Source organism: Arthrobacter sp. E3, assembly GCF_017353415.1.
In the GTDB taxonomy this organism is placed as follows: Bacteria; Actinomycetota; Actinomycetes; order Actinomycetales; family Micrococcaceae; genus Specibacter.
Genome location: NZ_JAFMPX010000030.1, coordinates 1 through 15,292, shown reverse-complemented (window position 1 = coordinate 15,292; position 15,292 = coordinate 1). Strand labels below are relative to the sequence as shown.

General features: G+C 63.9%; 13 protein-coding genes. 12 read left to right on the top strand and 1 reads right to left on the bottom strand.

From position 1 onward, the window contains the following. Positions 1–22: 22 nt before the first annotated feature. The 11 genes from JMA46_RS12650 to JMA46_RS12600 all read left to right on the top strand — a co-directional run bounded on the left by JMA46_RS12650 (position 23) and on the right by JMA46_RS12600 (position 11,860). Positions 23–1,525 (top strand): S8/S53 family peptidase, encoded by a 1,503-nt coding sequence (locus JMA46_RS12650; RefSeq protein WP_207345706.1) that lies wholly within the window; start codon positions 23–25, stop codon positions 1,523–1,525. Next, on the top strand, positions 1,522–2,103 hold the full coding sequence (locus JMA46_RS12645; protein WP_207345705.1) for a sigma-70 family RNA polymerase sigma factor: 582 nt from the start codon (positions 1,522–1,524) through the stop codon (positions 2,101–2,103). The genes JMA46_RS12650 and JMA46_RS12645 overlap by 4 nt, the downstream gene beginning before the upstream one ends. Continuing rightward, a complete protein-coding gene (locus tag JMA46_RS12640; protein WP_207345704.1) occupies positions 2,100–2,573 on the top strand; it encodes a hypothetical protein in 474 nt (157 codons plus the stop codon). The genes JMA46_RS12645 and JMA46_RS12640 overlap by 4 nt, the downstream gene beginning before the upstream one ends. Then, positions 2,574–5,063, top strand: coding sequence for a CHAT domain-containing protein (locus tag JMA46_RS17645; protein ID WP_207345703.1), 2,490 nt, complete (start codon positions 2,574–2,576; stop codon positions 5,061–5,063). Positions 5,064–5,165: 102 nt separating this feature from the next. After that, positions 5,166–7,316, top strand: a complete 2,151-nt coding sequence (locus JMA46_RS12630; protein WP_207345702.1) for a S8 family serine peptidase — start codon at positions 5,166–5,168, stop codon at positions 7,314–7,316. 434 nt (positions 7,317–7,750) lie between these two features. Then, positions 7,751–8,161 (top strand): LuxR C-terminal-related transcriptional regulator, encoded by a 411-nt coding sequence (locus JMA46_RS12625; protein ID WP_207345701.1) that lies wholly within the window; start codon positions 7,751–7,753, stop codon positions 8,159–8,161. A gap of 340 nt (positions 8,162–8,501) precedes the next feature. After that, positions 8,502–9,191, top strand: a complete 690-nt coding sequence (locus JMA46_RS12620) for a hypothetical protein (RefSeq protein ID WP_207345700.1) — start codon at positions 8,502–8,504, stop codon at positions 9,189–9,191. Between the two features lie 8 nt (positions 9,192–9,199). Continuing rightward, positions 9,200–9,421, top strand: coding sequence for an ATP-binding protein (locus JMA46_RS12615; protein ID WP_207345699.1), 222 nt, complete (start codon positions 9,200–9,202; stop codon positions 9,419–9,421). Beyond that, positions 9,405–10,283 carry a hypothetical protein gene (locus JMA46_RS12610; protein WP_207345698.1) on the top strand — a complete coding sequence of 293 codons (879 nt, stop codon included), beginning with the start codon at positions 9,405–9,407 and terminating at the stop codon, positions 10,281–10,283. The genes JMA46_RS12615 and JMA46_RS12610 overlap by 17 nt, the downstream gene beginning before the upstream one ends. Before the next feature lie 6 nt (positions 10,284–10,289). Further along, positions 10,290–10,655 (top strand): hypothetical protein, encoded by a 366-nt coding sequence (locus tag JMA46_RS12605; RefSeq protein WP_207345697.1) that lies wholly within the window; start codon positions 10,290–10,292, stop codon positions 10,653–10,655. Between the two features lie 65 nt (positions 10,656–10,720). Further along, complete coding sequence (locus JMA46_RS12600; RefSeq protein ID WP_207345696.1) at positions 10,721–11,860, top strand: class I SAM-dependent methyltransferase; 1,140 nt, start codon at positions 10,721–10,723, stop codon at positions 11,858–11,860. On the opposite strand, the gene JMA46_RS12595 is transcribed toward JMA46_RS12600, so the two are convergent. Then, on the bottom strand, positions 11,857–12,360 hold the full coding sequence (locus JMA46_RS12595; RefSeq protein WP_207345695.1) for a DUF3515 domain-containing protein: 504 nt from the start codon (positions 12,358–12,360) through the stop codon (positions 11,857–11,859). The genes JMA46_RS12600 and JMA46_RS12595 overlap by 4 nt on opposite strands. A gap of 207 nt (positions 12,361–12,567) precedes the next feature. Between JMA46_RS12595 and hutU the strand changes: the two genes are divergently transcribed. Then, positions 12,568–14,247: a urocanate hydratase gene (hutU, locus tag JMA46_RS12590; protein WP_207345694.1), complete on the top strand. Its 1,680-nt coding sequence runs from the start codon at positions 12,568–12,570 to the stop codon at positions 14,245–14,247. The last annotated feature ends 1,045 nt before the right edge of the window (positions 14,248–15,292 follow it).

Sequence of the window (15,292 nt, the reverse complement as noted above, 5' to 3'; positions counted from 1 at the left end):
AACCATCCCTGAAAGGACCATCATGGACGAGATCAACGAACCGAGGAAGTACCCGGGCAACCCGTTCCCGCAGATCGACCCGCACGTTGCGGCTGCGTGGAAATTCCGTGTCGTGACGCCTCCTGACGGTTCTGCCACCGTCTACGTCGCGGACTCACTTTTGCTTTCCTGTCCGGCAAGTGAGGTCCAGGAGCGAGTGGAGCTCATCAAAAAAGTGGCCCAGGAGCTTGGCATCAGCGTGGATTTCGTGCCTCTTGGGGTGATGGCGAAAATCGGCATCGAACGTGCCAAAAATCGCTCCACGATGAGCAAGCTCGTCCTTCTAGGCGAGCCTGCGGACCTCGACGCGTGGCGCCTGCTCGTGCACCTCAGGCAGGTGGGCGCCGGGAAGGGGGTTTCCCTCGACCATGCCATGACGGCAGCTCAAGCTTCTTCAGGCCAGTGGGAAGGACCGAACTACTCCGGCACCCCGTACTATGTGGGTGCGCCTTACTACGTGGGGGCTGGAACACCCGCAGCCAGCTACGGTTTCCCCGGCGCGGGCGGACGCTCACCGGTCACCGTGGTCCTGCCCGACCCTTGCGTGCCCGCACCGCCTGGCCAACGGGCTCCTGTGGTCGTCATTCCGGATACAGGTCTCGAAGAGCATCCGTGGTTCGAAGATCCGGAAACTGCTACCGCCAATGTATTCGTGTCCGGCGAGCTGCTGGGCAGGAAGGGGACTGTCTCCGGCTCGGCGACACCTGAACCGGTGCGCAACCCGTTGGACGGCACCCTGCTTCCGCTCGCCGGGCACGGCACGTTCATTGCGGGCATCATCCGGCAAATCTGTCCCACGGCCGTGATCCTGGGAATCCCGGTGATGACGGACGACGGCGTCGTGTCCGAATCCTGCCTCATCGCAACCCTCAACTCACTGCTTAGCCGGCAGGAGGAGGCGCTGATATCCGGCGACACAGCCGAGCTTATCGACGTGCTGAGTCTGTCGCTTGGCTACTACCACGAGGCGCCGGAGGACCAGACGGCAGATGCGCCGCTGTGTGAACTGCTCGAACGCTTCGGCGAGCTTGGAGTTGCCGTGGTTTCAGCGGCAGGCAACAGCTCGACAACCGCGCCCATGTATCCGGCTGCTTTTGCAGCCAACACGCCGGTTCACGGGAAGCTGCCGCTCGTCGGTGTGGGTGCGTTGAATCCCGACAAGACCGTGGCCTACTTCAGCAATGCCGGGTCATGGGTCAGCTGCCACCGGGCCGGTGCCGCCGTGGTCTCCACGATGCCCACGCACCTCCGCGGGGATCGGCAGATGATTGCCACGCTCAACGGTGCTGATCCGCAGCGCTCCACCATTGACCCGGATGACTTCACCGGCGGCTTCGGGGTGTGGAGTGGCACCTCCTTCGCCGCACCCGTCTTGGCTGCGGAGCTTGCCCGGCACATGGTGGACTCCACGGAGCCTGTGGCCGAGAAACGCGTGGACTTGGGCTGGGTGGCGTATGCCAAAGTCCTTGAATGGACAAGGCCATGAGCACGCCACGGAGCCTCGTCGATGAAGCGGCGGAGTTGTTCCGTGAGTTCCAGGGTGGGAAGCGCAGCCAGATAGAACCGCTGGTGCGGCTGCTCAATCCCACCCTGTGGCACTTGGCCCGCGGCTGCGGGCTCGAACGCGCAGACGCGGAGGACGTGATCCAAACGACCTGGCTCACATTGGTGAAAAAAGCCGAGGGAATCAGGGATCCGCAGGCCGTGCTCGCCTGGCTTGGTATCTCGGTCCGCCGTGAGGCTTGGCGGGTTGCCGGGGAACGGCGTCGGGAGGCTCCCCGGCAGGATGCCGAAGTCCTTGTTCAAGTGCAGGATACTGGCCCTGGGCCGGATGAAACCGTGCTGATGGACGAGTCCCAGCGTCAGCTCTGGATGCACATCTCCCGGCTCACCCCCCGGTGCCAAGCCATCCTGCGCGTCGTCAGCCGCGGCGGCCCGCCGGACTATGCCGCCCTCTCCGAGACGCTCGGTATTCCGGTGGGGTCGATCGGCCCGACCCGCGGCCGTTGCCTGGCAGCACTTCGCCAGGCTCTTGCCACTGACCCGACCTGGAGCACACTATGAGCAATGCAGCCGATTCACCACTGGAGAACCTCGACGCCGGGCTGATGGACTCCATTGCCGCGCTGTACGACGTCGTTGATCCGCCCCCGCCTTCACTCGACGACGACGTCATCTTCGCCCTCTCACTCGGGGTGCTCGATGCCGAAATCGCGACCCTCACTGAAGAAGTCATGCCGGCCATGCGTTCAGGGGAGACTGAGACCACCAACACGGTAACCTTCACCAGCTCCGCACTGCAGTTGATGATCCGGACAGTCGAGGAAGATGACGGCACCCTGAGGATTGACGGCTGGGTGACCGGTGGTGGCATCGATGTGGCCGTCCTTTCCGGAGCGAACGCGCGGTGGAGCACCTCGGATGCCCACGGACGGCTGCTGTGGAGGAACGTCGCCCGTGGTGCGTTGCGCTTCCTGCTCCGTCCAGCCGATCCGGCGGAACGGCCCGTGATGACGCCGGTGATTGAGTTTTAAGTGTCTGTACCCGGGGCACTTCCGGCCGCCGACGCGGCGTATCAGGCGGCACGTACTGCAGTCGCCAGATACGACTTGGCCGAGGTCCGCAAACAGCTGGATGAAGCTGGACGTCAGCTGGAGGGGTTGGAGGGACGGGTTGCCGAGGAGTTGCGGCTTCGCCTCCGTCTGACCGGAGCGTGGCTGAGATGCGACGAACAAGGGCTGGCGGCGGGGCTGGAGACAATCGACGTAGTTCTTGCCGAAGCGGCTGCCCGCGGGAGTGCAGACACCTGCGCCCTGGCCCACCTTCAGGCGGGCGTCTTGTTGGCCCGCTCCGGGGAATTCGATGTGGCACTCGGGCGTATGCGCGCCGCCGTGAAACTCTCCGCAGCCCTGTCTGTCGATGAACAGATCAGGTTGTTGATCAACAAGGGAACCATCGGTTCCAGGACCAGTTCACTGGCCGAAGCCGCCGCTGACCTGCAGGCGGCTGCGGACCTGGCCACGGACCTGCCAGTGTACCGATTCATCGCGATGCACAACCGAGGATTCGTTGAATACCTGCGGGGGGACTTGCCGGAAGCGTTGCGGATCATGGCGGAGGCGGACGCACTTGATGTGGACGTGGAACGTTCAGTGGCGTGGCATGACCGGGCGCGGGTGCTACTGGAAGCGGGGCTCGTTGAGGAGGCTGGTGGGCTCCTGGAACAGGCTGTCGAAGGGCTGCACACGGCGGGACTCTTCCAAGAATGGTCTGAAGCCAGGCTGGACCAGGCTCGCTGGGCCGTGCTCTCGGGACAGCCCGCGCGGGGCGTGGCAATTGCCCACGACGTCGTAGTGGATTCCGTCCGGCGCGGGGAGGACGCCCGTGCGCAGGGAGCTGAACTTGTTGCTCTTGAGGCCCGGCTGCCCGGCACCGGTACCGCAGATGCCGAACTTGCCGCCGCAGCGGGGGACTTGGCGTCCCGAACACGAGCAGCCGGTCGCCCATGGCTGGCGGACAGGGCCATCGCCGTGCAGGTCATCGCGGCAGGGACCGTCGGTGGCACGACGCCGGGGGGCGAGACGGTACGTGCCCTGCGGCGGCTGCGGGAATCCTCATACCTTGCCACGCGGATCATGGGTATTTCCGCCCAGCTTTCCATTGCCGGAAGTCCCGCCCACCGCAACAAGCTGATGCGTGAAGCTGCCGCACTCACTGCTGCTGCTCGTGCAGGCGTGTCCAGCTTGGATCTGCGCACCGCCGTCGCCATCCATCTGCAGCCCATAGTCAGGGCCGATCTTGAACGGGTGGCTGCTGATGGGCACGGATGGGCGGCCCTGCAGGCCACCGAGCGCTGGCGGGCGGCCCTACAGGGATTTCCCTCCGTTATTCCGCCGGCCAAGGTGGAGATTGCAGGCCTCTGGTCCAGCCTGCGCCGGCTCCACGAGGAACTGCGCACAGGCGTACCCGGAGCAGCCCCGCAAACACGGACAGCAATTGGCGTGATTGAACTCCAATTGCGTGAGCATTATTGGGCTAGCCAGAAGCAGGGACCGGCCCTCCCGGCACAACGACTGACGAGATCATTTGTCGGCGACGCCGGGGTCATGGACTATTTCTGGGCAGGGGATTTCCTGCATGCCGTACGTCTCGCCCCGGGCCGGCCCGCACAGCTGCTGCGTCTGGGAACCCGGCAGGAAGTCACCGACCTGCTCTCGCGCGTCACCGCCGATGCACAAGCAGGCGCCCAAGCCCCGGCAGGCCGTTTGGAAGCAACTATCCTTTCCTCGCTCGCAGAGTCCTTGGAGCGGCTTGAAGAGATGGTTCTGCCTGATGCTCCCGGCAGCGGCCCGTTGGTCGTGGTGCCCAGCGGGGCACTGGCGCGGCTGCCGTGGGCAATGTTGCCCAGCCTGCGTGGCCGCGGCGTGGTGGTCAGCCGTTCCCTGCGTTCCTGGCGCGCTGGCGCCACCGTTCTTGGCCGTGCCCCCCGGGTGGCCGTTGCAGCAGGCCCTGGACTGGCTCTGGCGGAGAAGGAATGCGCCGGTGTCGCAGCCCACTGGGCCGCCGTGCGGACTATTCCTGCCGATCAGGGCGCGGTCATTAGGGCGCTGGCCACCTACGACGTGGTCCACATTGCCGCCCACGGGCGGCACCGCGAGGACAGCCCGTTGTTTTCCTCGCTGCGGTTGCACGGTGGATTGCTCTTCGCCCACGAGTTGGAACAGGTGCCAATCCGGTCCTCACTCGTGGTGCTCTCCGCCTGCGGCGTCGGCCTGGGGAGGCTGCGCCCGGGAGACGAGGCCCTTGGGCTGACCTCCAGCCTCTTGGCGATGGGCGTGGGGGCCGTGGTGGCCCCGCTGACGGATGTCCCCGATACCACCGCTTCCCGGGTCATGGCAGAGCTGCACCGTCGGCTTGCTGCCGGGCAGGACGGGCCCGCAGCCTTGGCCGCTGCCTGCGACAGCCCGCTCGATGCCAGCTTCACCTGGTTTGGCTCGCCGTGGTGTGCCCCTCGCCTGGAATGACACACCGGAACTGGCATGTACGTATCAAAGGACGATTTTTGCCCTCTTAGTGGGTGCAACGCAAAGACGCGGTGCACCCAACATCACTAAAGGAGCAGCATCATGTCGGACATGACCGATACCACGGCCTATTACTACGCCGATGGAGAGCGGGTACCCTTGGTTCCCTCACGCCACTTCGTCGCCGTCCGGGCGACCCACGATGAAGCGGATTCGATGGTCCGGGGCGCCGCTGCCCTTTCAGCCGATTCACAGGAGCCAGTTGAGGCCTTCCGGATGAGCGACCTGGGCCTGGTGGTCTTCAAGGTCGAGAATGCCGGGGAACCCGGGACGGTTCCGGGTGCCGTGCATGCGGCGGCCAGCCTTGGTGCCGAGGCTGCAACCACGGGACCGAACGTTTACGAATCACAAACCGACGAGGCCGACGGCGTGGAGCCTGCGGCCCTCATCGACAACGGAGAGTTGATCGTCAAGTTCGGCGGCGATGCGTCCGCAGCGGCACGGGTGCTGAAGAAGTACCGGCTCGAAACCGTCCAGGACGACTACCCGGAGCCTGGGGCCAGGCTGGTCAAGACCACAGGCGAGCAGGGTTCGGCCGTGGAGGTTGCCAACGAATTACACGAGCTGGACGGCGTCGATTATGCCGTCCCGAACTTCGTGCGTCTCACCTCTCAGCTGACCGCCATTCAAGAGTTTGAAGCGGAAACTGAGGAACTGGGGGAGAGCGGGCCGTCCTTCACTCCCAATGACCCGCTGCTCTCTTCGCAATGGGGTATCACCAAGATCCGTTGCCCTGAGGCGTGGGATATTTCGCGGGGCAGCTCGGCCATCTCGGTGGCCATTATCGACGAGGGCGGAAACGCGCACGAGGACTACGTTCAAGCAGCTGGCTACGATGCGCGGTTCAACGACTCTGATCCGAGTCCGTATGCCGCTGACGGTCACGGAGTGGCCTGCGCGGGAATTGCCGCCGCCACCGCCGGCAACGGCAGGGGAATCTCCGGCGTGGCACCCAACAGCCGGGTTCGTCACGTGCGCATCGCCTACGGCTTTATTGGCAGTGACGGCAAGAGGTACTGGTCCACAACGGACGCCACCACTGCCGCTGGCATCCGCCGCGCCGTCGATCTCGGGGCAGATGTATTGTCCAACTCGTGGGGTGGTGGAGGGGCCAGCACGGCGATCACCAACGCCTTCAAGTACGCGCAGACCAACGGGCGGGGCGGGCGTGGAACTCCGATCGCGGCAGCCACAGGCAATGACAATGTCCGCGGCGTCAGCTACCCGGCGCGGCTGTCCTCATCCATCCGGGGATTCCTCGCCGTCGGCGCCAGCAACCAGTGGGACCAGCGCAAGAGCAAGACCAGTCTCGACGGCGAGACCTGGTGGGGCTCGAACTACGGCCCCGAGATGGACGTGGTGGCTCCCGGGGTCAAGATTCCGACCACCGACATGATGGGAAGCGGGGGCTATTCAGCGGGCAACCACATCAACACCTTCAACGGCACGTCCGCGGCAACCCCGCACGTTGCCGGACTCATGGCCCTGATTCTGGCGGTGGATCCTGATCTGCGTTCATGGGAGGTGGAGGACATCATCAAGCTGACCGCCAAGGATTTGGGGACAGCCGGCCGGGACGAAGGCTTCGGCTTTGGGCGGATCGATGCCCGTGCCGCCTTGGAAGCGGCTTCGAGAATCTGGTACGACATCAAGGTGACGCCCGTCTTCCTGGGCGCGGGCCGCGAGACCTTCATCAAGGTGTCGATCCGGATGTTCAACCCGGGCATCAACACGGTGCGGCTGAACGGGCTGACTTTCCGCTCGCATGCTCCGAATGGGGCCGTGATTGACGAGTTCACGTTCCAAGGCAACCCCGGGCCGGTCATGCTGGCCCGCAGTGGGCACGATGTCCGTTTCGCCACCCTGCTGTTGCGTGCCAACGGGAACCAGTCCAGCTGGTCGCACAGCTGGTCTGCGTTCTGGGGCACTACGTTCTGGCGCCCGAGCGCACCGGTGCTGGCGCTGGGAGCTATGGATGCCGGCGCTGATGCCGCAGCCACAGGGGCGGGGGTCCTTGACGAAAGTCAGGGCATCAGCGAAATGGGACGGACGTTGGAGGGCAGCGGCTCCGGCAGCCGTGCAGCTGCTGAGTCGAATGAGAGCATCGCCAAGGTGACACCAGCGGTGGAAACAGCTGGGGACCTGATCACCTTCGACCGGGCCACGAGGGAGATCACCATCGTGGTGCGCTGATCCACACCAAGCACAGCACGGTGGGGCCCGACGCCAGAATCCAGGCGCCGGGCCCCACCGTGCTTTGCGGTGCTCGCGTCATGATGCCCGCGTGGTTGTCACCACTCACTGCAAGCGGCGCCCGGACTTATGCTTTGGATAAAAGGTCACGTACTTCTGGGAAGTCTCAATGCTGTATCCGGTTGTTCGTGTTGGCATTGTTGATGACAATGAAGTGGTGCGCATCGGCTTTTCGGCTGGTGCCGCCCTGAACGCCAAGTTTTCTGAACACCCACTGAAGGTCGTGACAGCTGCGGACACTGTGGGCAGGTTGCTGCAAGGATCGCCCGGAATGTTTGATGTGGAGGTGCTGGACTTGTCGCTGTCTGACGGCTCCGCACCGGCGGACAACGTCCGCGCGGGTCTCGCCGCCGGCTACCCGGTTCTTTTTCAGCTTGGGCGACAACCCGGACGCCATCCGCGAAGCCCTCACCGCTGGGGCCTCGGGAATTTCCCGCAAGGCCGAAGACATTCGCGACACCTTGGAGATGGTGCGCATGGTCGCCGCCGGCCAGACCATTGACAACCAGGAACTGGCCGCCGCGATTTCATCGGACAGGGGCTTCGTCGCCGCTGAACTGAGCAAGTGCGAACACGAGACCCTGAAGTTCTACGCCACCGGATTCACGCGGGGCCAAATCGCCACGCGCATGAACATCTCCGCCAACACGGTGGGCACCAACATCAAGCGCATCCGCGAAAAGTACGCGGCAGCCGGCCGCTACGCCCCCACTCCAAAGTTCCGGAGGCAGTCAAGCCCCGCACCAAACCACGACTCGCCATCAAGCCCAACACGGTCGAGTTGACCGAATTGTTGCTGGCCCGTTCCATTGGCTTCTTTGCCTTGCTTCCTCATTGCGCTGGCCCTGCCCGACCTCCTCCAGGGTGCGGGGAGTAAAGCCCGCCTCGACTACATGGTTTTCGTGGTCCTGATCCCGGTGCTGACCCTAGCCACCATGATCCCCCGGAAACGTGCTGGCCTGCGCCGCCTCTTAGCCGGGACGGTCGCGTGGATGATCCTGCTCGGCTTTCTGCTGTGGCATCTGGGCCTGATCGGCAATGGCCTGAGCCCCGACGCCCGCCCCTGGTCATGGGGCATTGCCGGCGCCGGGGTGGGGGCTGACAGCGGTCGCGAAGGACATCAAGATGGCCAGCATCTATGGGCTGGTTTTTTCGATACTGATACTTGCCGTCCCGCTGCTGCCGGCCGGTTCCGGGCGCCACTGGTCCGACTCCTGGCAGGACGCGCTGCTGACCGTTGCCATGACCACCGTGATCGTCGCCCCCATCTGGGCGGTGCTCGGCGCTGTCCTGGAATCTGACCAAGCCGCCGTGGAAGCCGTGGAAAAGTTCGTCGAGGCCGCCCGCTCGGAGGCAGTTTCGCTGGAGCGCCGGCGTCTTGACGCACTGACCCATGACATCATCCTCAGCACCTTGATTGTCGCTTCGCAGGCCCGCTCCCAGGAGGTGGTGGAGGCCGCGCATCGCGCTGCGGTGGCTGCCTTGGCCCAGCTTGAAACTGTGAAGCACGACGCCGGAACCTCATCCGACGACCATCTCACCACCCGCGAGTGGCTGGTCAGGTTGGGGGCCGCCGTTGGCAGCCTGGGTGTGCAGGTAGAGGTTCCGGAGTCTGTGCCGGGTGGCAGGCAGGAGATCCCCCTGCTCGCGGCACGAGCCTTGACCCAGGCAGCCATGGAGGCTGTGCGGAATGCGGCCGAATATGCTCTCGGAGCTGCACTGCAGGTGGGAGTTCAGTTCCCGGGCCGGCACCCGAGACAAGTAGCAGGGCATCCGGTGCCGGGGGTGGGGCCAATGAACACTTCAATGACTTAGAAACTGACTTGGAAACTGACCACGCAATAGTGGTGCTTGACATCAGCGATGACGGGCCGGGCTTCGATGTGGGAACGGTTCCGTTGGAGCGGATGGGGGTGCGTTTTTCCATCTTCGAGCGCATGTGCCAGGCCGGTGGCAGCGCCGAAATTATCTCCCGTCCAGGCGGAGGAACGCTGGTGCGGCTGCAATGGCCACGGAAAGGGGGTGTCCGTGGACAAGGTGATTAGCAAGTGGCTGGTGCTGGCCGTTGCCATTCCCATGCCTGTTGTCCACGTGATTCTTGGCGTGGCCAACCTGCACAAGGTCACGTCCCTTTGGCAGCCGTTGGCGGCCATGGTCGTCACTCTGGCCCTGGTGGTGGCAATTTGCTGGCGGACACGTGAGCACAAGCTGCCGCTGGGCTCGGCACTGGCTGTTGTGACCGGCGTCGTGCTTGTCGATGTGTTGGTGACCGGCGTGCTGCCAACAGGGGTGCATCCGGGCTATGCGTCATGGCAAAACGGTGCCATTCAGATGCTGCTGGTGGCGATGGCGTTTAGGAACCGGGTACTGCTGGCATGGCTGGGCATGGTGGCGTTTGCCGTCCTGGACTTCAGCGCGTCGATGGCGCACGGGCTGTCGTTGGTGGATGCGTTGGCGCTGGTGCTTACCCCTGTCATGTGGATGGTCATTGCCACGGCCATGCATGTCATGCTCGGTCGCAGCCGCAGCAATATCGCCGCGTACACGGAGCAGAGTAGGGAGTCGGCCACGCGTCTGGGTCGCGAACATGCGCACAGACTGTACCGGGACACGTGGATGCTTGAACTGGAGCAGACCACCCGCCCGGCCCTGGAAGCCATCGCGGCGGGGGAGCTTTCCACGGGGCAGCGGCAGGAGCTCGCCCTGTTGGAGGCTGAGCTGCGCGATCAGGTCCGTGGCCGCCTCCTGGCCACCCCGGAGGTTGTGCAGGCAGCGCGGGCAGCGAGGGTGCGGGCCCGCGCGCTTCCCGCGGGAGGAGAACTGGCGGTCACCATTTTGGCGTTCGACGAGTTAATACCGGACAATGAGGTGTACGCGGAAATCAACGAAGTAGAACTGGCGAGGTAGCAGAACGTGAAGAGCATCCCCGGCAGCAGCACTACGCTGGGTCCGAAATTGCAGGCTGTGGTGGCCGTGCTGGCTGGTTTGGCCTTGGCCGCCGGCGGCAGCCCCCCCATGAGCTTCAGCGTCAAAACTGCCACCGCCGTGACCAAAACGACTTCTGGCGGAGTGTCGCTCGTCGTTCCGGGCGCCAACACTTCTTCCCCCGGCCGCGGCATCTCGGCTGGAAAGCCCCGCCTGCGCTGTGATGGACGCCGACGCCGGAATGCGAAGGGCCCCAAAGCTTCTATCTGCCGTGATCGGAACGTCCCCCTCCACCGTCGCCGCCCGCGCGGGCACCGCCACCTCAGCGCCGTCGACGCGAATGCAGTGAGCTAAGCACACACCTTCGTGAGCAACGCGAAAATCCCCGTCTGCCGCCATCCCAAGGAGCATTTTCGCCCATGAGCCATGAGCCATTGCCTGCGGCACCCACCCTGAGCTGGACACAGGGAGACACCGGGCATACGGCCGTGTGGTTCTCCGCCAGCGGCGCACCGGCGCCAAAAAAGGTGCAGGTGGTGGACGATTCTCTCACAGCCGACGATGCCCACCGCCTTGCCGCCCACGGAACGGCCATGCTGTGGCAGGGTGACTATCACAATGCCCGCCAGTTGCTCTCCGCCATGGCCAGGCGCCTGCCCATTTTTTCCAGGCATGACGGCGAGCACGTCGCCAAGGCGTTCTACCGCTACCGCCAAGGGCGGACACAGCGGGCCAGGATGCTGGGCCTGCTGCTCGTGCCGCTGGAGGCGGGCCCCACCGTAGCACTGCGCCGGGCACCCGATGTGGCTGATGCTTGGAGGGCCGCAGCTGGAGACGTGGTGGGGCCCGTGGTGGCCCCGTTGCAGGACGTGCTGGGCGCCGTCGGAGCGTATGAATGGCGCCGCAACGGTGTGTTTGTGCAGGAGCTGGACGCTGTCATCTACCCGCACTACGGTACTTTTGCGCCCATCCGCAGCGAATACCTGGGGCTCGTGGCGCAGGCACCGCTGCCCTCGCAGGAATTGGCCTTTGACATTGGCACTGGCACGGGAGTCCTGGCGGCCATCGTGGCGCAGCGCGGCGTAAAACGGGTAGTGGCCACGGACAGCGAACCGCGGGCCATCGCCTGTGCACAGGACAATCTTGAACGGTTGAGGCTGGCGGATGTTGTCGAGGCCACCGAAGGGGACATGTTCCCGGACGGGCGGGCCCCGCTGGTGCTCTGCAACCCGCCATGGCTGCCGGGGACCGCGAACACCTTGTTGGACAACGCCGTCTACGACCCCAAATCCCGTATGCTCAAGGCGTTCCTGAACGGGCTCGCGGGGCACCTGATGCCCGGGGGAGAAGGCTGGCTGGTCATCTCAGATCTGGCTGAATACCTAGGTCTGCGCTCGCGCGAAGAACTGCTGGAGTGGATTGACAAGGGCGGGCTCGAGGTTTTGGGAAAACTGGACACACCTCCCAAACATCCGCGCTCCATGGATCGCAGCGACCCGTTCTTCGCTGCGCGGAGCAAGGAAACCACCTCACTGTGGAGGCTGGGCGCGAAAGCCTAGTTCGGCGTCGTGCTTGGGCTGGGGTTGGGCACATCATTGGGGCCTACACAGCCGTGCCCTGTGGTTGGAATTTTGGCTGCAGCGGCGGAGATTTCCGTCAGGACCGTGTCGGAGGGAACCTTGTTCTTGGAGAGCAGCAGCTCGGTGGCGGGGTTGCGGCCGTACGTGGTCAGCGTCCAGTAGGAGTCCCCTTCCTTCATGACCCAGTCCACGCCGTTCACGGTGACGCACTTGTCCGTGGTGGGTCCCGGGACGGTGACGCCGCAGCGCAGAATGACCACGGAGGGATCTCCCCAGGCTGCCGTGGCCTGGCTGCTGGTGGTGCGGCGCTTGGCATCGGCCAGCGCATCGGGCAGGGCCACCATCATCGGCGCGCATGCGGGGTTGTTGGCATCCTTGGCTTCGTCGACTGTCACCGACGGCCCGCAAGCGGTCAGAAGTAGCAGGGCGACGGCGGCAAACGGCACAGCAGTGCGCCAGGAACAAACATTCAAAGGCATACACCAAGCCTAGCCGTTGTCTGGATCGTCAACGCACGTGCCTTTTCGCAAGGCTCCGGCTGTGGGGGTGGCATGTCCGGTATGACAGACAGCTGCACAGCGTGATCCCTAGAATGGTGCGTCAGTCAGGGGTTGGATGGAAGGAAAGGAACTTCTGCCCGGAACCAGCTGGTTCCATGAAGTAGACCAGCAGCTAAGGAATTCATCATGGCAACGATTCACGACCCTTCTCGCACCATCCGCGCAGCACGCGGCACCGATTTGTCGGCCAAGTCGTGGCAGACGGAGGCGCCCCTGCGTATGCTCATGAACAACCTGGATCCGGAAGTTGCCGAACGCCCCGAGGACCTGGTGGTCTATGGGGGAACCGGCCGCGCCGCACGTTCATGGGAAGCCTACGACGCCATTGTGGCCACGCTGAAGACCCTCGACGACGACGAAACCCTGCTGGTGCAATCGGGCAAGCCCGTGGGAGTGTTCCGCACCAACGTCTGGGCTCCCCGGGTGCTGCTGGCCAACTCGAACCTGGTGGGGGACTGGGCCACCTGGCCCGAATTTCGCAAGCTCGAGGCCGAGGGCCTGATCATGTACGGACAGATGACGGCCGGCTCCTGGATTTACATTGGCACCCAGGGCATCCTGCAGGGCACGTTTGAAACGTTCGCCGCCATTGCCGTTAAGCGCTTCGGCGGCACCCTTGCCGGGACGCTGACCCTGACCGGCGGCTGCGGTGGCATGGGCGGTGCCCAGCCGTTGGCCGTCACGCTCAACGGCGGCGCCTGCTTGGTTGTTGATGTGTCCGCCGAGCGGCTGCAGCGCCGGGTTGGCAAACGCTACCTTGACGAGCTCGCCCCGGACCTGGACACCGCCTTGGCCCGCGTGCTGGAAGCCAAGGCGCAGAAGCGGCCCTTGAGCGTCGGCGTCGTCGGCAATGCGGCTGAGGTGTTCCCGGAGGTGCTGCGCCGCCACCAGGCTGGCGAATTCACGGTGGACATTGTCACCGACCAGACCAGCGCCCATGACCCGCTCTCCTACCTCCCCACGGAATACTCGGTGGAGGAGTGGCACAACGAGGCCGCGGCCGACCCCGACGGCTTCACGAAGAAGTCGCAGAACGCGATGGCCCGCCACGTCCAGGCCATGGTGGAGTTCCAGGATGCCGGCGCCGAGGTCTTTGACTATGGCAACTCGATCCGCGACGAGGCGCGCAAGGGCGGGTACAACCGGGCCTTTGAGTTCCCCGGCTTTGTCCCGGCCTACATCCGCCCGCTGTTCTGTGAGGGGATGGGCCCGTTCCGCTGGGTCGCACTCTCCGGGGACCCGGAGGATATCTGCGTGACGGATGAGGCGTTGCAGGAGCTGTTCCCGGAAGATGCGCACCTGCACCGCTGGCTCAACGCAGCCGCCGAGCATGTTGAGTTTGAAGGACTGCCGGCCAGGATCTGCTGGCTGGGCTACGGCGACCGGGCGAAGGCCGGCGTCATGTTCAACCAGCTCGTGGCCGACGGCCGCGTGAAGGCGCCCATTGTGATTGGCCGCGATCATCTGGACTCCGGTTCCGTTGCCTCCCCATACCGTGAGACGGAAGCCATGAAGGATGGCTCGGACGCCATCGCCGACTGGCCGCTGCTGAACGCCATGTTGAACACCGCCTCCGGTGCCACTTGGGTGTCCATCCACCACGGCGGCGGCGTGGGCATTGGCCGTTCCATCCACGCCGGCCAAGTGTCCGTGGCCGACGGCACGCCGCTGGCCGCCGAGAAGCTCCAGCGCCTGCTGACCAACGACCCCGGCACCGGCGTGATCCGCCACGCCGACGCCGGCTACGAGCGTGCCATTGAGGTTGCGGCCGAGCGCGGCGTGCGCATCCCCATGCAGGAGCAGTAGTCGGGGAGTGCTGCCTGAGCGGCTGGCACGGTCAGCCCGGCAGCGGTTTCGGCTTGGATGAAAGCTTGACCACGCCGAAACCTACGAAGACCAACTAGCGGAGTTTTAGGGCATTCCAGATCGCTATATGACAACTCAACGTTGTGATCTAAGGAAACTGCTGGCCAAGTGTTGAAGTGGAGGGAAGGATGGCCATCTTTGCCCGTCAAATAATCCTTCGTGTGGGCTCCAAGGTACACGGTGTGAAGCTGCTGATTCAAAGAACAAACAAGTCACAGTAGTGAGCCCATCAGCTGGGGCCAACCATCTGTACTTATTCTGTACTCATCCAATAAATATGAACTAGCACCACCCATGACGGGCTGGGTATCCGCCGCTGACAATGGCAATCACGCCAGCGGGGCAGAAAGTCGTCCTAGCTCGCCAGAATTAGAGCAGACAGATAGACAGTCGATCCTGACCCGCGCGAAGTTCCGCATCAATTTTAAAGCCAGTTCCGACGAATAGTACTCGACATCTGTGCCGTCTAGGCTCATGCTTAGTTTCATGATGCATAGAAGAGTACCTGGGCCAGAGCGTCCGGAGACGACTTGGCATTGCACAGCGCCAGGTTGCCATTTTGAGCGATATTCCATCGACAAACCTGATCCCCATCCACTTCATCCGTTTGATGAAATGGTAGAGGGAAGCGCAGAATAACCAAGAATTGAATTCCTGTTCTTTCGGCGCCTGCGTCGGACGGTGAACGTCTGTAGCTCAATCAATATTTAATATGAGCCTGAGGGTAGGTATAAATTTAGGTCGTTTGAGGATTATGCGTATCTAGCCATTCTGCGATGGTTACAAGGAGGGCGCCATAGGCCTGCGCGGTCGCAATGGCGGCCCGGTACATGATCATGGCAGTCATGTATGAGACTACTAGTAGAGCGTCGGTTCTAATATTCTGCTGAGATAGTGTATGAAGGATGTGGGCGGATCTTCCCCGGCTCCCCGCCCGGAAAGAGGCTCCGTGAAGGCTAGGACACGCACCCGCCCCGTCAGGCTC

Coding starts and splice junctions, on each gene's coding strand:
- JMA46_RS12650 (WP_207345706.1), top strand. CDS start 23: ATGGACGAGATCAACGAACCGAGGAAGTACCCGGGCAACCCGTTCCCG.
- JMA46_RS12645 (WP_207345705.1), top strand. CDS start 1,522: ATGAGCACGCCACGGAGCCTCGTCGATGAAGCGGCGGAGTTGTTCCGT.
- JMA46_RS12640 (WP_207345704.1), top strand. CDS start 2,100: ATGAGCAATGCAGCCGATTCACCACTGGAGAACCTCGACGCCGGGCTG.
- JMA46_RS12630 (WP_207345702.1), top strand. CDS start 5,166: ATGTCGGACATGACCGATACCACGGCCTATTACTACGCCGATGGAGAG.
- JMA46_RS12620 (WP_207345700.1), top strand. CDS start 8,502: ATGGCCAGCATCTATGGGCTGGTTTTTTCGATACTGATACTTGCCGTC.
- JMA46_RS12600 (WP_207345696.1), top strand. CDS start 10,721: ATGAGCCATGAGCCATTGCCTGCGGCACCCACCCTGAGCTGGACACAG.
- JMA46_RS12595 (WP_207345695.1), bottom strand. CDS start 12,360: ATGCCTTTGAATGTTTGTTCCTGGCGCACTGCTGTGCCGTTTGCCGCC.
- hutU (WP_207345694.1), top strand. CDS start 12,568: ATGGCAACGATTCACGACCCTTCTCGCACCATCCGCGCAGCACGCGGC.